This window comes from Algisphaera agarilytica (assembly GCF_014207595.1).
In the GTDB taxonomy this organism is placed as follows: Bacteria; Planctomycetota; Phycisphaerae; order Phycisphaerales; family Phycisphaeraceae; genus Algisphaera; species Algisphaera agarilytica.
This window is the reverse complement of record NZ_JACHGY010000001.1, coordinates 1,492,311-1,512,241: the sequence shown is the minus strand read 5'-3', so window position 1 is coordinate 1,512,241 and position 19,931 is coordinate 1,492,311. Positions and strand designations below refer to the sequence as shown.

Sequence of the window (19,931 nt, the reverse complement as noted above, 5' to 3'; positions counted from 1 at the left end):
CCTAAGGTTGTAACGCTTGATCGATGGCAGACCAAGCTTCATCGACCGTCAACTCGGAAATCAACGTATCGTCGTCGCGGTGGGCGCGGTAGTTAAACGTCCGACCGACGGCCGAGGGGGCACGCAACACGCGGTGCCGGCCGGTAGTGATCAGATCGGCCACGCGCTGGCCGGAAGAGCCTTCGGGCAACGGCACGGCAGACGCGTCGCCGAGCGGGGGCGTGAAGAAGCCCGGCGGCGGCGGGCCGACGAGCGCGGGGTCGGTCGGCCCGAAGAGGCTGACGGTGGGTGTGGCGAGGCCGACGGCCAGGTGCAGGGGGGCCGAGTCGTTGCACACCAGCAGTTTCGCTCCGGCGAGCACGGCCATGAGTTTTCCGACCGTGGTGGGCGGGGTGGCGGTGCGCTCGAGTTCCTCGGGCGACAGGGCGGTGAAGCCCGCCTGCACCCGCGCCTGCTCGTGCGGCGCGGCGAGAACGAACACGTGGTCGATGTCCGGCTGCTCAAGCAACCGCTGGGTCACCTCAGCGTAGCGCTGCATCGGCCAGCACTTGCAGCCCCACTGCGCCGTTGGCGCGACACACGCGTATCGCCCCGGCGAAACTCCGAGCTCGGCCAGGTGCTGATCCAGCCACTGCTGATCCTCGTCGGGCACGTGCAGCGACAGATCGTTGACCCGCGGCACGTCCAACGCGTCGATCAGCCGGAGCATGCGGTCGGCGGCGTGGAGCTTTTCGTCGATCAGGTGTTTGTCGGTATACCCCAGCCACCCCAGCTCCCGCGCATTGGCGTAGCCGACGCGTTGCTTGGCACGGCTGGCCCAGGCGAAGAACCCCGAGCGGGCCAGGCCCTGCAGGTCGATGGCCATGTCGTATCGCGTCTGTCGCAGCGTCCGCAGCATCGGCCAGACCGCCGAGCGCTTCTTGCGGTCGAATGGGATCACGCCCGTCAGCCCCGGGTGGGCCCGCACGGCATCGACAAACGCCGACCCCACCAGCCAGTCGATCCGGGCCTCGGGATACGCCCGCCGGAGCGACGCCAGACAGGGCACGGTGCGGGCGACGTCGCCCAGCGCCGATGGCCGAATGATCAGGATGCGCTGCACAGGGTGAATATCAGATTCCGGATTCTGAGGCCGCCGGGGTGGTCCGCGGGCCGCGTGAATGTGAACTTTGCGTTATCGTATCGGTTACGGAATACGGTGTTCTCTCGGGCAGTATGCCCTGCTCCCTACTCCCCACCCCCGGCTCCCTGTATCCATGCCCACCGCCATCATCTCCGACATCCACGGCAACGTCGACGCCCTGCAGGTCGTCATGGCTGACATCGATCAACGCGGCATCGACCGGATCGTCTGCCTGGGCGATATCATCGGCTACGGGCCGAACCCGACCGACTGCCTGGACCTGGTGATGGAGCGCTGCGAGTTCGCGATGATGGGCAACCACGACTTCGCGGTGCTCTACGAGCCCACGAGCTTCAACTCGTCGGCCGAGCAGGCGTCGTTCTGGACCCGCAAACAGTTCGAGGACGAGCCCGACGCCGAGAAGCGTCGCAAGCGGTTCGAGTACCTGGGCAACCTCTTGATCCGCCGGTGGTACGACGGGGCGCTGTGGGTCCACGCCTCGCCGCGTCGCCCGATCAACGAGTACATCTTCCCCGACGACGTCGTGGCGGCGCCCAACAAGATGTCGGCCATCTTCGACCGCATCGAGACCCGCGCCTTCTGCGGCCACACCCACGTCACCGGCGTGTTCACCGACGAGCCCGACTTCTACCCGCCCGGCGACCTGGGCGAGGCCTACACCTTCCGGGATGATGAGAAGTGCATCGTCAACCCCGGCAGCGTCGGCCAACCCCGCGACCGCGACCCCCGCGCCAGCTACGCCATCCTCCACGACGACCGCGTCGAGTTTGTCCGTCTGGACTACGACATCCAGACCGTCGTCGACAAGATCGCCGCGATCGACGACCTGTCCGACTTCTTGGGGCAGCGCTTGCTCGAAGGGCGCTAACGACAAAAGCCCACACACGGCAGGAACCCTGTGTGAGCCTCGATGCAATCAAAGTGGAGTGTTTTTTAGACTCACCTAGCTGCGACGCCACGCGTCGCTGTTTTCGGTGCTTCGGTTGCAGCGACGCGTGGCGTCGCAGCTATTGAAACAGAGGTGTGCGGGTGGTTTAGAACCGCGCGTCTTGCTTTTTGAACGACTCGAGTGCTTCTTCGATGTCGTCGAAGATGCCGAAGATGTCGTCGAGCTTGGTGACCTTGAAGAGGAAGGCGACATTGTCGTCGCAGTTGGCCAGGGCGATCTTGCCGCGCATCGGCTCGACCTCGCGGAGCAGCTCGACCATCGACCCGATGCAGGCCGAGGCGAGGAACTCGACGTTTTCGAGGTCGAAGACGAAGTTGGTGGCCGACTCGTAACGCATACGGTCACAGCATTCGGTGACGACCTCGTTCATCTCGGCGTGAGACGCGTCGGGGCCGGCGACCTTGATGGTGACGTTGGGGCCGGTTTGTTCGATGTCGGATTCGTAGGTCGCCATGGGCTTGCCTCGCTGCGGTTAGAGGAAGGGGTACCTCCAGCTAACGATTCATCGGAGCGGCGGGCGAGTCACTTTGGGTGTTGGGGGTAAAGCTGGAGGGGCGGGAACTTATCCAGACGTTACAGCCGATAACAACCCGCACGGCGGCGGCTTAGGAAGGGGGTGGGTTTGGAGGGGCGGGGTCCGCGTGGGCGGGGCGGGTTCAGGCCTGGTCGGCCTCGCCCTCGGCGAGCTCGAAGATCTTGTCCAGCCGGGCCAGCCGCAGGAGGAAGGCGACGTTTTCCTGGCAGTTGAGCAGGATGATCCGGCCGTCGTGCTTCTTCACCTCTTGATAGAACATCAGCAGCAACGCCAGGCAGGCGGACGGGAGAAACTCCACGGTCTCCAGGCGGAACACAAACACCCGGGCTTCGCCTTCGAGGGTTTGTTTGAGCTCGTGTACGAGGCTGCGGAGCTCGTCGGTGTCGACTTCGCGTTCGGTGATCTCGACCGTGACGCGGGGGCCGTCTTGCTGGATGTTGGCGATTGGGCTTTCCATCGTTAGATAGAGTTTACCTCGGAGGGGAAGGGTGACGCAGGGGAGAAGCGGGAAACGCGTCGTTCAATTCTATCGACCACGTCCCCGGGGTGGCTTGACTGGCGGATCATCCGGCCTTGATCGCGGCGATGGCTGCGGCGCGGTCCGGTGCGCCGAACACGGCCGAGCCTGCGACGATCATGTCGACGCCCGCCGCGGCGACGTCCCCGGCGTTGACCGGGCCCACGCCGCCGTCGATCTCGAAGCGGGCGGTGTCGGGCAGCTTGGGCGACAGCTCGCGGATCTTGTCGAGCACTTCGGGGATGAACTTCTGCCCGCCGAATCCGGGGTGGACGCTCATGGCCAGGAACATCTCGACGTGGCCGACCAGGTGCTGGACCGACGCGGCGGTCGTCGGCGGGTTGAAGCTGATGCCCGCGGTGCAGCCGGTCGCTTTGATCTGTTTGATGAGGTCGAACTCGTGGTTTTCCTTACGCCCCGCGGTGGCCTCGATGTGGAAGGTGATGTGGTCGGCCCCGGCATCGGCGAACGGTTGCACGAACAGCTCGGGGTTGGTCACCATCAGGTGCACATCGAAGTACGCATCGGGGAACCGCTTGCGCAGCGACGCCATGATCGGCACGCCGATGGACAGGTTCGGCACGAAGTGCCCGTCCATGATGTCGACGTGGATGCCGTCGGCGCCTTTGTCCAGCACGTCCGCGACGTCTTCGCCGAGCGTGGTGAAGTCGGCCGCGAGGATCGAGGGCAGGACGAGCGGCTGGGCGGGCTTTTGCGAGAGGTCGATCATGCGGGCAATCGTAACGCAATCCATGAGGGCCAACACACAGTGACGAACTTATCCTGCTCAAGCATCGAGGCGGTTTGCGACTCCTCCCCCTTGAGGGGGAGGCCGGGTGGGGGTGCCGAGTGCTCGTAGGGTTTCGGTACCACGGCACCCACCCCTAACCCCTCCCTCAAGGGAGGGGAATTTAGTCTTCGATCTTCTCCAACGTCCACGACCGGATGAAGTCGTAGTAGGACGTGTTGCGCGAATCGTCGCGGAGGTTGGCTTCTTCCGGCGGCAGCTCCCAGGTGTAGATCTCACAGACCGCGTTGATGAACATCGGTAGGTCCATCGGCGAGGGGTCGAGCTCGGTCGACGGCTCGACGGTGTACATGAGTTGGCCGTCCACGTAGAAGTGGATCGTGTTCGCGTCGACCCACCAGCAGGCGTAGGTGCGGAAGCGGTCGTGCGACCGGCCGCCGTCGGGCAGGTTGGCCCCGCCGCCTTTCTTCAGGTTGACCGGCTCGCTGTCGGGGTCTTCGGCGAAGTACTCGATGTGGGTGTTGGACTTGATCTGCGTGGCGAAGCCCGGCCAGCGTCCGGCGTTGCCCACGGCTTCCATGACGTCCAGCTCGGTGATCTTGAACGGCCGCTCGGGCTTGGGCCCTCGGTCGTTTTTCATCCAGAAGGTGGTGGACGTGCGGACGTTGGACGTCTTGATGCGGGCTTCGAAGTAGCCGTAGTGGGCGGTCATGGCTTTCGATTGGATCGCGCCGCAGCCGATGGTCCACTGCCCCTCGTCGCCGCGCGGCTCGTCGAGGATGTGGCTGCGGATCTTGAGCGTGCCGTCTTTCACACTGATCGACTCGGGCACGAACAGGCCGGGCACACGGCCTTCCCAGCCGGGGTAGTGGTCCAGCCATTTGTCGCGGTCCAGTTCGGTGCCGTTGAACTCGTCGCTCAGCGGCTCGTTGAGCACCCACTGATAACCCGCGGGCGGATCGACCGGCGGCGGGGGGATCACCGCGGCGCTGGTGTCCGCCGGTGTCGCGGTGCAACCGGTAATGAAATAAGTAAGCAGCAGGGCCGAAACCAAAGAACAGATGCGCGGCATCGAAAACCTTTCCGAACAAAGAAAAAGAAAGCAGAAAGAGGGGATCAGAACGAGAAGTTTAACCCGAGCCGGAGGAACGCGGTGTCGTCGAGCTCGCGGACCAGGTCGTCGCGGCGGGTGTCGAAGCCGCGGGTGAATTCCTGATCGAACGCCCAGCCGCCGGCGAAGACCCATGTCCATCCCGGCGCGGGGGAGTAACGCAGGCCCAGCTCGCCGCGGTCCTGGGAGAAGAAGAAGCGTTCGTCGTTGGACTCGCCTTCGAGGTGGAAGCCGCGGGTGGTCGAGGTGTAGCTGGTGTAGGCCGACCACTGGTCGCTGATACGGAAGGAGATGTTGGCCGAGCCGCCGATGGGCACGATGTAGCGCAGGTCGAAGGTCCAGCGGTCGTCGGGTTGGTAGTACAGCGTGGAGAACGGCACGCCGACGCTGTAACGCAGGGTCTGCGATTCGAACACGTTGTATTGGAAACCGGGCAGGGGGATGTCGGGCCAGATGCTTCGGCTGCCGTCGTAGTCGAGGATGAGTGAGAGGCTGCTGCGTCGGTCCAGGGGTTTGGTGGCGACGAGGCTGCCCACGCCGTACCAGCTGTTCTCGTCGGTGATGATGTGGTTGCTGGCGGTGCCGCCGCCGGCGGAGAGCTTGAGGTTCCAGTCGCCGATCTCGCCCAGCCCGAACCCGGCGGCGAACGCGGCGTTGACCAGTCGCTCGGGCAGCAGCGGGTCGCTGGAGTCGATGACGGTGTGGTCGTACAGCCAGCCGAAGGTGACGGAGTTGGGGTCTTTGGAGTCGATGCGGACCCGGCCGAGCGACACGCCGCGGGCGAGGTCGGTGTCGAACCCCGCGCCGTCGGACTCCGACTCGAAGCCGATGAAGTAGTTGGTTGCGCTGACCGACTTGCCCGGCTGCCACGGCACGGCGATCAGGGCACTACCGACCTGAGCGAAAGCGGCGGCGGGCAGCAGGCTCGCGAAGACGAGACACAACCCATAGCGAACGGCGAGGGGGGGGAGATTCATACCACGCATGGTATCCGCCCGGGGTGGTTTTGCCGGAGTTTTTCGCAGGGTTGGGCTAGGAAATACGGTGGCGTTGGGTTAATGTTGAGGGTCGTGTTTTGGGTATATCCGTAAGGTCTTGGGTTTACGATTGGGGTGTCGATCATGCGAAAGATGGGGCTGAGTTGGGGGACGATGTGCGTGGCGGTTTTGGGGTTGCAGCTGGTCGGCTGCGGCGACGGGGGCGAGGCCGAGCCAACGGCTGAGGCTAACGACGCGGTGGTCGAGACGCTGACCCCCGAGGAAGCCGAGGCGCTGGCGAAGTTCCGCGCTGAGCAGGCGGGCGAGCAAGACCCGTCGGATAAGACGGCCGAATCTCAGAGCAAGCCGAAGCCCGATGCAAAGGCTCAAGCCAAGTCGGACAAGGTCGAGATCGACACCAACGCGCCGTTCCCCGAGATCGGCCAGAAACCCCAGGCTCAAGCCAAGCCCACGTCCGGTTCTCCAGCCGCTTCCGCCCCCGCGTCCAACGCCAACACGCCCACCGTCTTCCGCAAGCACCAGGTCACCGACCCGGGGCTCAACGGCATGGTCGCCAAGACCATCCTCGTCCCCGAAGACTGGAAGATCGAGGGCGGCATCACCCGCGGCTCGAACATGATGTGGAACAACCCGTTCTTCCACGACGTCATGTACAGCGCGCCCGACGGCCGACAGCTGCACTTCTTCCCGAGCCTGGCGTTTGAGTTCAGCGCTCAGGCGATGCAGCAGGGCGCCCAGCTCTTCCAGCCGATCAACGGCAACCTCTTCTATCCGCTGCCCGAAACCCCGGGTTCGTGGCTGATGGAGTTGGCCAAGAACAACCCCGACCCCGACGTCAGTAACCTCCGGCTCATCTCCGAGGAGCCCGAGCCCGAGTTCGCCAAGCTTCTGCAGCAGCAGTCGGCGCTGATGTACCAGTCGGCGCAACAGCTCTCGGAGACGGGGGCTCAATTGGGCATGGGCGCGGCCTTCGATACCCAGGCCACGGTCGTGAAGATCCAGTACGTCGAAAACGGCATCGAGCTGGAAGAATCGGTGCTGATCGCCTGGCAGTACTTCGTCAACTTCTCGCAGGGCCAGCTCACCAGCGGGACCTGGGCGGTGCCCTTGATGATCAGTATGCGTGGCCCGGTCGGCACGGACTACATGAAGGACCCCGAGCTGATGACCGTGATGCAATCGATGCGCATCAACCCGCAGTGGCAGGCCGAGATGAACCGCTACTGGCAGCAACTGGCCAAGATCCGGGCCGACGGCCAAGCCCAACGCAACCGCGACTGGCAGGCCCACAACGCCAAGATGCAGCAGTACCGCGAAGACACCAACGCCATCATCGCCGGCGGCTACGCCACCCGCTCTGCCATCCGTGACGCGGGTGATGCCAAGACGATCGATTCGATCCGCGAGGTCACGCCGTACGAGATCGGCGGTCAGACCGTGAAGATCCCCGACTACTACGACAACGTCCACACCGACGGCACCGGCCGATACATCCTCAGCAACGACTTCAACTACAACCCCAACCGCGACCTGAATTTGTCCGGCAACTGGACGAAAGTCGACCCGCAGCGATGAGTATCTCGAACCAACAACGCGTTGGTGACGTGTGGTGGTTTGCGTGGGGGCTGGTGCTTGGAGCGGTGTGCCTGAGTACCAGCGGGTGCCAGACCACGGCCGATCTCACATCCCCTGACCCGGCTTGGCAAACCATCACGCTCCACGATCCGTGGCTGAACAACATGCCCGCGGTGACGGTGAACGCGCCCGAAGACTGGGTGCCTGAACCTATCTCGCAACGCTTGGGGTATGAGTACTCCAAGCAATCGTTGATGATCGATCTGCGGGTTGCGGCGCCGGATGGGAGGGCGGTGCGGTTCTATCCGAGCATGGGCTTTGCGTACGACCGGGCGTGGCCGGCGGGGATTGCGCCGTGGTCCGCGACCGCGGGGGGTTGGATCGCGATGCCCCCGCCGGAAACTTACGGGAATTGGTTGCTGACTTTGATCGAAGAGAACCCCGCGCCCGGGGTGGCGGGTCCTCGGCTGATCCGCGAAACCGAACTCCCCGAGACGCAGGCCGCGCTGAGCAAACTCTATCACCCCTGGCTCGAATCCTATCGCCAGCTCAACGCCTCGATGCCCAACAACCTCGGCGAAGAGTTTCGGGCACGCGTGCAGGCCCATCACGCGAGCTTCACCTACACGCGCAACGAGGTCCCTGAGCTGGCGCACTTCGTGTTGGTGGTCTTCCGCGTGGATCAGATCAATGCTTCGGGCGTGGCCGAACGTGGCAATTGGAGCATCATGGCGATGCAGTCGAAGGAAGGCCCCGCGGAGCTCGGTGACTCGGCGCTTCTCAACGACGATGCGATGCAAGACGTTTTGGATTCATGGGCAGAACAAGGCCCTTGGGCAGAACAAAACCTTCGCCTGATGATGCGTCACACCCACGGCCAGTGGCCGGTGCGGCATATGGAGATCGGGGCGCGTCCGATCGACGCCGAGCTGCGTCAGCAGAAACGTCAGCAAGATGAGCGGCGGTTCAAGCAATTGCTGCACGACGCCTGGGACGAGATCGCCGGTTTATACGATCGCTGATTACGCTGAGCCTGGTCGGCGATTAGTCCGCGATCTTCAGGTCGAAGTCCAGGAACAACCCGTCCACTCGGCCGAAGCCCGCGATGCCGATGCCGCCGGTTCCGATGGCGGGGCCTTGCAGGGTGCCGACTTCGACGTCGTCAACGTAGGCCTTGGCGGAGTTGCCGTCTTCCACGATCTTGAGGGTGACGACCATGAGCCCGGCGGGGTTGCCGTTTTCGTCGGTGTTGCCTTCGAGGGTGACGTTGAAGGCTTCAACGATGCCGCCCTCCGGCAGGCGGTGGTACATCTGGAGCAGGCCGCTCGAGTCGAGCACAAGCAGGTAGTACTCCTTCGGATTTTCCTGGTAGCCGTAGAACAGCCCGATCTTGCCGTCGCCCTGCAGCACCGCGACCTTGGCGGAGAACGTGCGTTTGCCGTCGGCCTCGGGCTTGGTGCCCACGAAGAAGTAGGTGATCGCGTCCGGGTCGTCGGGGTTGATCAGCCGGTAGCCGTTGCCGTCGGTCTGGCCGATCCACGGGCCGTCGGGTTCTTCGCCGTAGAGCAGGAACGGCGCGAGCACGCCCATGGACGCCGCCTCTTGGGGGGCCTCTTCTTCGCCGGCGGGCTGCGCGGTGACGAGGGCCGGCCCCATCAATCCCAGCGCCAGGCAACACCCGGCGACCAACAAACCACCGATCCCGATCTTTGCGAAACCACCCATCGCTGCTCTCCTGTGGCCAAAAGAAAACCGCGACGAATCGCGGTTGTGAGTTTGCGTTGATGGTAAACGCCCGGGGCGGGGTTTGGCCATTTATTTTTCGTCGAGCAGGGCGACGCTCTCGAAGTTTTTGCCTTCGAGCATCTCCAGCGAGGCGCCGCCGCCGGTGGAGACGTGGCTGACCTGGTCGGCGAAGCCGAGCTGCTCGATGGCCGCGGCCGAGTCGCCGCCGCCGATGATCGAGGTGGCGTCGCCGTCGGCGATGGCCTGGGCGACGGCCTTGGTGCCCGCGTCGAAGGGGGGCATCTCGAACACGCCCATCGGGCCGTTCCAGACGACGGTCTTGGCGTTGGTGACGATGTCGGCGTAGAGCTTGGCGGTCTCGGGGCCGATGTCCAGGCCCTCGAAGCCGTCGGCGATCTCGCCGGCCTTGACGATCTGCTTGTTGCAGTCGCCCGAGAAGTCGTCGCCGCAATGGGTGTCGATCGGCAGGACCAGCTTGTCGCCGCCTTTCTCGATCAGCGACTTCGCGAGTTCGACCTTGTCGGGCTCGACGAGCGAGCCGCCGACCTTGCCGCCCTCGGCGAGGCTGAAGGTGTAGGCCATCGCGCCGCCGATGAGCACCTTGTCGCAGATGCCCAGGAGGTTGTCGATGACATTGATCTTGTCCGAGACCTTCGCGCCGCCGAGGATCGCGACGAAGGGGCGCTCGGGGCTTTCGAGGGTGTCGGCGAGGTACTTGATTTCCTTCTCGACGAGGAAACCCACGACCGCGGGCTTGCCGGCTTCCTTCATGGCCTTGGGCACGGCGTACATCGACGCCTGGGTGCGGTGGCAGGTGCCGAAGGCGTTGTTGCAGTACACGTCGCCGAGCGCCGCGAGGGCCGAGTTGTAGGCGGGGTCGTCGCCCTTGCTCTCGCCGGCGTTGAAGCGGACGTTTTCCAGGACCAGCACGCCGCCGAGCTGAAGAGCACCGGCTTTGGCGGCCGCGTCGTCACCGGCGGTGTCGGCGGCGAGCTCGACGGGCTTGCCCAGCAGCTCGCCGAGTTTGTCGGCGGCGGGCTTGAGGCTGAACTCGGGGTTGGGGGCACCCTTGGGCCGACCCAGGTGGGACATCACGATCACGCTGCCGCCGTTGTCCAGGACGTGCTGGATCGTGGGCAGGGCCATGCGGACGCGGCGGTCGTCGGTGACGTTCTTGGCGTCGTCCAGCGGCACGTTGAAGTCGCAGCGCATGAGGACTTTTTTGCCGGCGAGGTCGAGGTCAGCGATCGTTTTCTTGGCCACGGGTGGGCTCCGTTTCGTGGGGGATGGGGGTGTGTTGCGGGGGGTTCCGAGCGGGGATTCTAACGGTTCGGCGTCCGCCGCGCATGAAACAGCGGGGGCCTCCGGCTGGAGACCCCCGCCACGGCTCGGGTGTGGATCATGCCCCCGCGAACTGGGCGGCGACGGCCTTGGGGTCGGCCGCCCAGCCGGCCTGGACCTGCTCGGCAAACGGGTCGGGGAAGATGTCGTGCTGGTCGGCCTCGATGCCGCTGAGGATGTCGCGGGCCACGTCCTCCGGGGCGGTTTTGTCCATCGGCACGTCCTTGGCCATATCGGTATCGACCGGGCCGGGGAACACGCCGAAGACCGAGACGCCGCTCTCGGTGAAGTCGGCCCGCATCGACTCGGTGACCGAGTGGGCGATCGCCTTCGACGCCGAGTAGTGCCCGATGCCCGGCATCGGGGCGAGCGACACGACCGACAGCAGGTTCACCACGCCGCCCGTGGCCTGGGTGAGCGCGGGCTGGAAGGCCCGGGTCACGCGGAGCAGGCCGTAGAGGTTCACGTCGAGTTGGCCGGCGAGGCTGTCGAGGTCCGCCTCGAGCACGCCGCCGAAGTCGAGCTTGCCGGCGTTGTTGATCAGCAGGTCGACATCACCCGCCTGCTGGGCCGCGGCGGCGACCTGATCGGCGTTGGTGACGTCCAGCTCGACCGCGACGACCCGTTGCGGGTCGAGGGCGACCACGCCGTCGAGCGAGCCGAGTTGCCGGGCGGCGGCGTAGACCTTGCTCGCCCCGCGTTGCAGCAGGGCCTCGACCAGGGCGCGGCCGATGCCGCGGTTGGCGCCGGTGACGAAAGCGGTGGTTCCTTGAATGTTCATATCGATGCTCCTCTGAAGTAGGGGGTGAAAAGTCGCTTGCGTGCAGGCGTCTCGGGCCTGTCGGGGGAATAATAGAATGATCACTCAATAAATCAAGGCCGGGGTTTGATTTTTTGAGTAAATAATCTAAAATTGTGGTATGCCACGTGGACGCCCCCCCAAATTCGACGAAGAACAGGTGCTGGACACCGCCGCGGCGCTGTTCAAGCGTGACGGCTACGACGGGGTTGGCGTGGCCGAGCTCTGCAAAGAGACCGGCATGGCGATGCAGAGCCTCTACCACCGCTTCGGCGACAAGGCGGGGCTGTACCGCGAGGCGCTCGAACGTTTCGGCAAGACCGCCAACGACCCGCAGATCCAGGCCTTGGAAGAAAGCGACGACGCGTTGGCGGGCGTTGAGGCCTTCGTTCGGCAATGGAAACGGCACATCGGCGCGTCGCGTGAGGATGGCTGCCTGTTCACCCAGGCGCTGTCCCGCTCGGACCGGTCCGAGCCCGAGGCCCCCGACGCCGTGGCCCGTGCCTACACCGGCCGACTCCGCCGGACGCTAACCACCACCCTGCGACGAGCGATTGAGGCGGGTCAACTCAAACCCGACACCGACCCGGCCGTGCTGGCCGATTCGTTGTTGACGTCTGCTTTTGGTGTCGCGGTGGTCGGCCGAGGCGGGATGCCCGGCTCGATGATCGAGCACGCCATCGCCGCAGCGTTGGCGATGTTGGATCAGGCGAAGGCGTAATCACGTTTACGGTCTATGCGTTTTCACAGCGGTGTCGCTGAACCTGCATTCTTCGTTGATGCAGGTTGGTTGCGAACGATTGTCTCGGGGGAACTGACGGACGTCTTTGAATGCAGCACGCACGAAAAACCCGGTAAGCGTTATGCGTACCGGGTCGGGGTGAGTGGTTAGGTAAGTCGAGGCGAAATTACATGCTGTTTTCGCTCTTCCAGAACTCGTTGGCTTTCTTGGTCAGCTGGGCTTCGTTGCCGGCGTTCCACACGTCCAGGGCATTGACCTGGGCGTTCTTCTTGTAGAGGAAGAGTTGGCCATCGACGAGCTTGAAGACGGTCGGATCGACGTCGAAGTACTTGCCCTTGGACATCCCGGTCGCGCACCAGCCGCCGTAGGCGGGGGCGTAGCGTTCGGGGTCGGCCGAGAAGGTGCTGAGTTCTTGCGCGTTGGCGAAGAAGTAGGTCACGCCCGCGTGCTCGGCGGCGAATTCGGGCGAGCCGAAGTGCGGGCCGTCTTGGTGGAAGTACGACACGGGCGAGTAGCCCGCGAGGCCGAGGGCGGTGGTGTGCTGCGGGGCTTGCGGGTTGTCACCCGCGAGGGACAAGGGGGCCACCAGCAAGGCGAGGGCAGCCAGCATCAACGAAGCAGGGAGGGGTCGGGACATCGGGTTTTCCGGTTGGTTTGAGGGTTGAGTCGGGAGGTAAGGGTTGTGGTGATGGCGTGCACGCCCCTGACCAACCGCGTGGCGATGGGTTCTATTTCGGATTGAACGAAAATATTTTCGTCAATCTCAAGACGTGTAAATCTTGCGGTGGACGCCCGTCGGCGGGGTCACTTCCACCACCGTTTGGCGTTGCGTGAACCGGCTGAAGTTGCTGAATCCCTAGGGTCTTGGCGCCTTTATCCGCTCCGCCCGGCCAACCATTTGATGCCCTGGTGGATGATCCGCCGCACATTCGTATGCCCCAGGGCTTCGCCGTCGTGGCCGGCGAGGTAGCACAGCACGTCCGACTCGCCGAACGTCCGCGTCCACGCCAACGGCTTGCAGCTCTTGGGGTGGTCGGTGGTGAGCAGGATGTGGTTGCCGTCGGCTTCCTTCACGTCCGGCATCTCGTAGGTCTCGTCGGTCATGGTCCAGTCGTCCACGCCCGCCGTCACGGGGTGGTCGCGGTCGGCGACGAAGGTGTTGACCGTCTCGTCGTGGTGCGGAATCAAGCCACGCTGGGGCCAACCCGAGAGCTCGGTCCAGACTTGCCATTGTTTGAAGGCGACGCAGCCGTGGTGCAACAGGAAAACCCCTTGCCCGGGTCGGCCGAGTTTTTCGAGCCCTTCGAAGATGTCGCGCTTGAACCAAGGCAATTCCTTAGCCGGGTCGTTCTGGTGGAAGTTGTAGAACAGCACCACGTCGTAGGTCTCGGCGACCTTGCCGAAGTCGGCGGTGAAGTCTTCGAGGTTCTGCACATACGGATCCACGTCCGGCATCGACCGCAACATGTCGTAGAACGCGGGGACATCGAACGGGTGATCGCCGATGATCACGGCCAGGCGGATAGGGGAATCACTCATACCCAAACTATAAACCCAAATCGTTCGGCTGATCGGCGCTCGGCAGAGCGGATGCCGATTGTCATGAAAAACCCGTAAATTCGGCGATATTGGCGGCAATGACCTAGACAATTCGGCGTTATCCGATATGTTGTTTGGCTGCCTGTGCTTGATTATCCGGCACGCGGGGGCGAGGAGATGAATTGTGAGTTTGCGTTTTGGCTTAGCCACGTTGCTGGCCGGGGTGTTACTGATCGCGTTGATCGCCGCGGCGAACTTTGCGCTGATCCCGCCGATCCAGGACTACATCCCCGCGGGCGACAAGCTGATGCACTTCCTGCTGATGGGCGGGCTGGCGTTGCTCGCCAACCTGGCCTGGCACCGCCACACGGTGTCGGTCGGGGCCGTGTCGTTCATGGCGGGTTCGTTGGTGGTCGGCGTGTTGTTTTCCTGCGAAGAGGTGACGCAGATCTGGCTGGAGAGCCGTACGTTCAGCTGGCTCGACCTGGCGATGAACTGGTTGGGTGTGGTCGCTGCGTCGTTGGTCGCCATGCGGTTGATCCAGCGGGCTCGCGGTCAACGCCGTGCAGCGGTGCGCCAACGGCGGTCGCTCGCCACGGGCCGCAGCCGATCGAGTCATTTCCCCCGTGCCCACGGCCAAGCCTGATCGGGACCGCTGGGAATCCCCGGCGAGGAACGGGCCTACACTGGTGGCATGTCCGACACGCCCTCGCCCACTATGAACGACCTGTACACCCGCCTCGGCGCGGAGATGATGCCCTGGGGGCCGCCGCTGCCGGACGGGAGCGTGATCGAGGTGGCGGAGTCTTTTGCGGGGGTGGATGACAACGGGCAATCGATTGCGGCGGGCGGCGGGTTCGAGGCGGAATACGCGGCGATCCGCCAGCGGGTCGGTGTGCTGCACCTGCCCCAGCGGGCGATCCTTCAGCTCACCGGCGCGGACGTAAAAGACTATCTGCACCGGCTGTGCACCCAGGAGATCAACAAGCTCGAGGGCGGACAGACCACGCGGGCATTTCAACTCGACGAGAAGGGCCAGATCGCGGCGGACCTCGTCGTGCATCACGGCGACGAATCCACCTGGCTGGAGATTGACGTCTTCGACCTGCCCTGGGTGAGTGACCTGCTTGAGGCCCGGCTGTTTGCCGAGGACGTGACCATCGAAGACTGGACCGCCCAGCGCACCGTGCTCTGGCTGCTCGGGCCGTCGGCCGTCCGTCTGCTGGCGGCGGTCGCGGCGGACGACCACGAAGAAAACGTCACCCGCATGGGCGCAGCCCCCGGCACGCACCACGTGATCGACTTGCCGATGAACGGCGGGGCGGTTGCGCGATGCACGGCGTATCGCTGGGACCTGGGCGGGGTGCTGGGTGTGCGCGTCGCGGTGCCGAGCGAACACGCGCTCGAAGCCTACGGGGCGCTGCTGGTGAAGGCGGGCTACGAGATCGGCGTGGAGGTGGACGAATCGTTCGCGCAGCGTCGGCGGGACTCGATGCGGGGCCGGCCGGTGGGTTGGTCGGCGTTCAACACGGTGCGGATCGAAGAGGGTGTGCCGCGGTACCACATCGATTTCGGGCGCAACTCGCTGCCCGCCGAGGTGCCCGGCGACTGGGGCATCGACGGGGCGGTGAGCTTCACCAAGGGCTGCTACCTCGGGCAGGAAGTCGTCGCGCGGATGAAAAGTCTGGGCCACCCCAAGAAGATGCTCGTGGGGCTGAAGGTGACCGACCGCGATCCCGAAGCGGCGCTCGAGCTGCCGGGCATCGCGGGGGCCCAGGTGCTCGAGCCCGGCGAGAAGGAAAAGATCATCGGTGGCGTCACCAGTTCGACCGCCTCGCCTTTGCGGGGTCAGGCGGGCATCGGCATGGCGGTGGTGCGCTGGGGTCGTCACCAGCCGGGCACGAAGGTCATGGTCCCGTCGGGGGGGCGGTTGATCGAGGCCGAGGTGGTTGAACTCGGAACGCTGACTTCCTGATGTTCGGTTAACTGCTCTCCCTGCGGGGGAGCTGTCGCCAAAGGCGACTGAGGGCGAATGTGAGTACTTTGCCACGAGGCCCTCGGGAGTGCCCCCTCCGACCCGCTTCGCGGGCCACCTCCCCCGGCGGGAGAGGGGTGAATGAGTTGAAGCCCAGCGTCCCCAGCACCGTTGTGGGAGAGGCTCACCCCGCATACAGCGTCAGCATCAGCAGGCCCGCGAGCACGGCCACGGTGGCGGCGAGCGGGGCGGTGAACTGGCGTGGGGGGATGAGCAGCTTCATGCCGGGTGATCCTGCCGGGGGCGCGGGGTGGTTGCAGGGGGGTTACGCGATTGGCTCAAAATGCCTGCGCCGGGGTCGGCCGGGGGCGGAAAACAGCCCGAATGAGGCTGGGTGAATGCGGGTTGGCGGGGTAAAATGGCCGTCCCGCCGATGATGTGTTTCCCACCAATCGAATCCAGCGTTTTGGGCCTGGCCCCGTGGTGGTCGTCTGCGTTGAGCAGCGACCTGGGGGTGCGGTGCGCGGTGATCGCGGGCGTGGGGGCGCTGCTGCTGGCGGTAGCGTTGCGGGCGGGGTGGATGCTTTGGCGGACCCGGCCGGTGGCGGTGAGGCGTTCGACCCTCCGACAACGCCTGGCGGGCGAGAGCGGGACGGCGACGGTGGAGTTTGTATTGGTCTTCGTGCCGGCGCTGGGGATCAGCCTGATCCTGCTGCAGACCGTGCTGATGTTCTCGGGCAACCTGTTCGTGCACTACGGGGCGTTTGTCGCGACACGCTCGGCGATCGTCGAGGCTCCACGCGGCGCACTCGGTGGGGGCGGCTACCTCGCCGACGACAACGACCCGGCCTACAACCGGGCCCGGCGTGCCGCGGCGTTCGCGCTGGCCCCCGTCTCCGGCAGGGAGAACTCGGGCGGCGGCGGGGACGCGGTCGCCTTCGAGGCCGGGCTCCAGGCCTACTTCACTGCCTACGGCGAAGACGCCCCGGCTTGGGTCGATCGCCTCGCCGCAGAACGCTTGTCCTACGCCCTGACTCACACGACACTCGACCTCTACGAAACCCGCGTGGGTGAAAACGGCGAGGTCATCCTCGACAAACAGACCCAGCCCTTCGGCGACAACCGCGTGGACTTCGGCCCCAAAGACCCGGTCACCGTCGGCGTCAGCCACCGCCTGCACCTGTCGATCCCTTACGCCTCGGCCCTGTTCGCCGACGGCACGCACCAGACCGTCGGCGGCGAGACGGCCTACTCGGTCGTCACCGCCACCAGCACGATGTCGCTCGAAGGCTACGACGTGAACCTGCCCGAGCTGCCCGAAGTGGAGCGTGAGCAATGACGACGCGCCAGTACTTCCACCCCCGATCAACTCGCCCCCGCCTCGGTATCCGCCGCGAGCCGCGCGGCGCGATCATGGTCGTGGCGTTGCTCTCGTTGATCCTGCTCGCGGCGATGGTGTTCTACATCTTCAACGTCGGCAACCACGTCTCCAAGCGGGTCGAAACGCAGAACGCCGCCGACAACGCCGCGATCTCCGGCGGGCGGTGGATGGCGCGGTCGTTCAACACCGTCGCCATGAACAACGTCGAGATGTCTCGGCTCATCGCGCTGTCCGGCGTGCTCGACGCGGTCCCCCTCGCGGTGGCCCACACGCTCGAAGACCAGAACGCGATACTCACCGCGATCGACCGGCAAAACCGCATCGGCTACGCGGACGACTACTGGGTCGATCAGGTCGTCCGCGACATCGTTCAGCCCAACCTGGTCACGCAGATCAACTACCTCGAGCCGCTCGACGAACTGTTTAACGGCGGTGACTACGACATCGCCCGCACCACGTTTTACAAATCCAGTTCCGGTCAACGCGGAGAAATCTGGCAGGCGATCGAAGCGTTGGCGGATGTGAACCGCGCGACGATGGACAACCTGGCCGTGCTCACACAGCAGAGCGGATTCCGCGGCGCCCAGATCGCGCAGCGTGAAGGCGGCAAGGATGCCGGGGGGTTGCTGCTGCCCTGGGTGCCGGAGGTGCCGTGGACCGAAGGGGCGTTCGACGACTTCGAGTCGGCGGTGCAGGAAGGACAGCTACCCGACGGTCAGAACGACCCGCTCTACAACCGCGGGCCGTTCGACGTGTTGTTCGGACAGCGTCGGCCCGGGCGTGTCAGCAACGCGATCTACAGCCAACTCCCCCGCGACGCACGGCACGGCGCCAACGCGCTTGGATGGATTTCCCCGCCCAGTACCCGGCAGTTCGAGCGGGCGGATATCGAGACCTACTATACCACCGGAACCTACCAGCAGCAGCTCGCCCTGCTGACGTCGCTGGGTGGACCATCGGGCCGGAACTTCTCCGAGGCCCCGACCCCGCCCACAATCACCTCGGACGCCACGCCCCTGTCGCCCAGCCAATGGAGCGAACGCGTCAGCTTCGCCGCCAACCAGAAGATCAACCGCGCGTTCCCCGGGACCGCCAGCAACAACCAACTCGTCTACGACCCCGAATGGATCACCGACCGCAACGCCGCCGAGGCGATCTTCGAATCGGACCCCGACTCGATCGTGTATGGCCTCTACCTCGCGCTCGAATTCGAGCGGACCAAAACCTCCACCGGCTTCACCTTCAGCGAACCCATCCTTACCCGCTGGGGCCTGGCCCGTCGTTCCGGGAGCCGTGCGCTATCCCCGCCTACGCAAGGCACGTCCTCGCTGCTGGAGATCGAGGACCAGGTCTGGCGAGAAGAGCTTCCCCAATCCGACGACCCCGAGCTCGGCGAAGGCGACACCCAGTTCCTGAACTACCTGGTCTGGTTGGGCATCAACGTCGGCGAAGAGGTCGAGATCCGCAACCCCTACAACTTCGATGCGGAAGAGCGCGGCGGCATGCCCGGCCCGTTGAACTTCACCGTCGATGAATTTAGCCCCGAATCCTCGGACTCGTACGACGCCTTGAAAATCTTCGGCATCGCCCACCAACCCAAAGCGGCACGGTTCTGGCCGGAAAAATTCGACGGCGAACGACCCGATTCGAAGATGGTGGCGCTGGCCCAGGCCCAGGTGTTCAACAACCACTCGTGGGACCTGTGGACCGCGATGTGGCACGCCCAGCTCACCCCCATCGACGATATCGATGGCTGGATGGAAGCGCTCGAAGAACCTCAAGCGCTCGAGCAGATGCCGTGGATCGAAGAAACCGATCTCAACGCCATCACCGCGTATCTCCAGGCGACCAAGCCGCTCATGGACCTCATGCTGGAGGACGAGTAGTGATTTCGGATTTCAGATTTCGGATTTCGGATCGGACGTGGCGCAGCCGCTTGCGGCTTAGCGCAATGCATAAGTCGTCGACCGCTAAGCCGCAAGCGGCTACGCGAACCCCCAATCCCCAAATCCTAAATCCCCGCCGCGCTCGCGGCGCCGCGATGATGGAAGCGGTCCTGGTGTTGCCGTTGATCCTGTTCGTGTTGAGCCTGGTGATCTACTTCGGCTTCGCGATGGAGCGGATGCAGCGGGGCATGATGATCGACCGCTACGAGGCCTGGCGCGGGTCGGCCAAAGCGCCCGGGCCCGCCACGGGGCTGACCGCCAGCGCCAGCACCGAGCAATTGCGCGACACGTTCTTCCCCGGCGACAATCCATCGCTGCGGTTTGAGCCTTCGGACTACTTCCCGATCGAGCCGAGCGATGACCTGCAGATCGCCGCGTCGGGGCGGTCCACGGGAGCGGGCGAGTTGGCGAACCAGTTTTTCCAGGAGTATCCGCGCGGCCGATCGATGCGTTTCTTTGTGAGCTCGCCGGACGGGCCCGCGATGTGGGAACGCCTGTTCCCCGGGTCGATCCGGCACCGGCACACCGTGATGGACACCGACTGGCGGTTCATGAACTTCGTCATCGAGGATGAAGAGTGGTACGACGACCGCAGCGGGGAGTACCGCCCGATCCGGGACAGCTCCCGCAACACGTCCGGCGGCAGCTTCGTGACGATCCCCAGCCAGTCGCCGTCCACCGCGGTACGTGAAATCTTCTACAGCGACTACGACCGCCGTCTCGACCCGCTGAGCAACGGCAACCCGCTCGCGGAAAGGCTTCAGGATTTCTACCTGACTTACCCCCAGTACTGGGGCCCGCTGATCGAGCCCGTGCTCATCCGAGATGAGCCGTGGTGAGCCAATCCGTTTCACGGGGATCGATCGCTTTGGTGTTATCGAGACA

Annotated in this window: 20 protein-coding genes; 9 read left to right on the top strand and 11 right to left on the bottom strand. The window is 64.7% G+C overall.

The window, feature by feature from the left end; genetic code table 11:
• Window position 1: 1 nt before the first annotated feature.
• A complete protein-coding gene (locus tag HNQ40_RS06420; RefSeq protein ID WP_184677053.1) occupies window positions 2-1,102 on the bottom strand; it encodes a glycosyltransferase family 9 protein in 1,101 nt (366 codons plus the stop codon).
• 154 nt (window positions 1,103-1,256) lie between these two features.
• On the opposite strand from HNQ40_RS06420, the gene HNQ40_RS06415 reads away from it, so the two are divergent.
• The gene (locus tag HNQ40_RS06415; RefSeq protein WP_184677052.1) at window positions 1,257-2,012 is read left to right on the top strand and encodes a metallophosphoesterase family protein; all 756 of its coding nucleotides are present in this window, start codon (window positions 1,257-1,259) and stop codon (window positions 2,010-2,012) included.
• Window positions 2,013-2,178: 166 nt separating this feature from the next.
• Here the strand turns inward: HNQ40_RS06415 and HNQ40_RS06410 are convergent, their stop codons facing one another.
• From HNQ40_RS06410 to HNQ40_RS06390, 5 genes are all read right to left on the bottom strand, one after another.
• Window positions 2,179-2,547 (bottom strand): STAS domain-containing protein, encoded by a 369-nt coding sequence (locus HNQ40_RS06410; RefSeq protein ID WP_184677051.1) that lies wholly within the window; start codon window positions 2,545-2,547, stop codon window positions 2,179-2,181.
• A gap of 202 nt (window positions 2,548-2,749) precedes the next feature.
• Window positions 2,750-3,085 carry an STAS domain-containing protein gene (locus tag HNQ40_RS06405; protein WP_184677050.1) on the bottom strand — a complete coding sequence of 112 codons (336 nt, stop codon included), beginning with the start codon at window positions 3,083-3,085 and terminating at the stop codon, window positions 2,750-2,752.
• Between the two features lie 106 nt (window positions 3,086-3,191).
• Complete coding sequence (gene rpe, locus HNQ40_RS06400) at window positions 3,192-3,875, bottom strand: ribulose-phosphate 3-epimerase (protein ID WP_184677049.1); 684 nt, start codon at window positions 3,873-3,875, stop codon at window positions 3,192-3,194.
• A gap of 181 nt (window positions 3,876-4,056) precedes the next feature.
• Window positions 4,057-4,965 (bottom strand): family 16 glycosylhydrolase, encoded by a 909-nt coding sequence (locus HNQ40_RS06395; RefSeq protein WP_184677048.1) that lies wholly within the window; start codon window positions 4,963-4,965, stop codon window positions 4,057-4,059.
• Window positions 4,966-5,009: 44 nt separating this feature from the next.
• Entirely contained in the window at window positions 5,010-5,981 is a 972-nt protein-coding gene (locus HNQ40_RS06390) for a hypothetical protein (RefSeq protein WP_184677047.1), read from the bottom strand.
• Window positions 5,982-6,125: 144 nt separating this feature from the next.
• Between HNQ40_RS06390 and HNQ40_RS06385 the strand changes: the two genes are divergently transcribed.
• Window positions 6,126-7,577 carry a hypothetical protein gene (locus HNQ40_RS06385; protein ID WP_184677046.1) on the top strand — a complete coding sequence of 484 codons (1,452 nt, stop codon included), beginning with the start codon at window positions 6,126-6,128 and terminating at the stop codon, window positions 7,575-7,577.
• The gene (locus HNQ40_RS06380) at window positions 7,574-8,599 is read left to right on the top strand and encodes a hypothetical protein (RefSeq protein ID WP_184677045.1); all 1,026 of its coding nucleotides are present in this window, start codon (window positions 7,574-7,576) and stop codon (window positions 8,597-8,599) included. The genes HNQ40_RS06385 and HNQ40_RS06380 overlap by 4 nt, the downstream gene beginning before the upstream one ends.
• A 22-nt stretch (window positions 8,600-8,621) precedes the next feature.
• Here HNQ40_RS06380 and HNQ40_RS06375 read toward each other — a convergent pair whose 3' ends face one another.
• The 3 genes from HNQ40_RS06375 to HNQ40_RS06365 form a co-directional block, all read right to left on the bottom strand.
• Window positions 8,622-9,302, bottom strand: coding sequence for a hypothetical protein (locus HNQ40_RS06375; protein WP_184677044.1), 681 nt, complete (start codon window positions 9,300-9,302; stop codon window positions 8,622-8,624).
• A 90-nt stretch (window positions 9,303-9,392) separates the two neighbouring features.
• Complete coding sequence (locus HNQ40_RS06370) at window positions 9,393-10,586, bottom strand: phosphoglycerate kinase (protein ID WP_184677043.1); 1,194 nt, start codon at window positions 10,584-10,586, stop codon at window positions 9,393-9,395.
• A gap of 136 nt (window positions 10,587-10,722) precedes the next feature.
• A complete protein-coding gene (locus HNQ40_RS06365) occupies window positions 10,723-11,445 on the bottom strand; it encodes an SDR family oxidoreductase (protein WP_184677042.1) in 723 nt (240 codons plus the stop codon).
• A 139-nt stretch (window positions 11,446-11,584) separates the two neighbouring features.
• On the opposite strand from HNQ40_RS06365, the gene HNQ40_RS06360 reads away from it, so the two are divergent.
• Window positions 11,585-12,184 (top strand): TetR/AcrR family transcriptional regulator, encoded by a 600-nt coding sequence (locus HNQ40_RS06360; RefSeq protein WP_184677041.1) that lies wholly within the window; start codon window positions 11,585-11,587, stop codon window positions 12,182-12,184.
• A gap of 187 nt (window positions 12,185-12,371) precedes the next feature.
• Here the strand turns inward: HNQ40_RS06360 and HNQ40_RS06355 are convergent, their stop codons facing one another.
• Together HNQ40_RS06355 and HNQ40_RS06350 are read right to left on the bottom strand one after the other, a co-directional pair.
• Complete coding sequence (locus HNQ40_RS06355; protein ID WP_184677040.1) at window positions 12,372-12,842, bottom strand: YHS domain-containing (seleno)protein; 471 nt, start codon at window positions 12,840-12,842, stop codon at window positions 12,372-12,374.
• Window positions 12,843-13,078: 236 nt separating this feature from the next.
• Complete coding sequence (locus HNQ40_RS06350; RefSeq protein ID WP_184677039.1) at window positions 13,079-13,744, bottom strand: ThuA domain-containing protein; 666 nt, start codon at window positions 13,742-13,744, stop codon at window positions 13,079-13,081.
• Window positions 13,745-13,928: 184 nt separating this feature from the next.
• Here HNQ40_RS06350 and HNQ40_RS06345 point away from each other — a divergent pair, with 184 nt between their 5' ends.
• From HNQ40_RS06345 to HNQ40_RS06325, 5 genes are all read left to right on the top strand, one after another.
• Window positions 13,929-14,390, top strand: coding sequence for a hypothetical protein (locus tag HNQ40_RS06345; protein WP_184677038.1), 462 nt, complete (start codon window positions 13,929-13,931; stop codon window positions 14,388-14,390).
• A 48-nt stretch (window positions 14,391-14,438) separates the two neighbouring features.
• Complete coding sequence (gene ygfZ, locus HNQ40_RS06340) at window positions 14,439-15,719, top strand: CAF17-like 4Fe-4S cluster assembly/insertion protein YgfZ (RefSeq protein ID WP_184677037.1); 1,281 nt, start codon at window positions 14,439-14,441, stop codon at window positions 15,717-15,719.
• A gap of 418 nt (window positions 15,720-16,137) precedes the next feature.
• A complete protein-coding gene (locus HNQ40_RS06335; protein WP_221435404.1) occupies window positions 16,138-17,058 on the top strand; it encodes a TadE/TadG family type IV pilus assembly protein in 921 nt (306 codons plus the stop codon).
• A complete protein-coding gene (locus HNQ40_RS06330) occupies window positions 17,055-18,986 on the top strand; it encodes a pilus assembly protein TadG-related protein (protein WP_184677035.1) in 1,932 nt (643 codons plus the stop codon). The genes HNQ40_RS06335 and HNQ40_RS06330 overlap by 4 nt, the downstream gene beginning before the upstream one ends.
• A 155-nt stretch (window positions 18,987-19,141) precedes the next feature.
• Window positions 19,142-19,885 carry a hypothetical protein gene (locus HNQ40_RS06325; RefSeq protein ID WP_184677034.1) on the top strand — a complete coding sequence of 248 codons (744 nt, stop codon included), beginning with the start codon at window positions 19,142-19,144 and terminating at the stop codon, window positions 19,883-19,885.
• Window positions 19,886-19,931 lie beyond the last annotated feature (46 nt).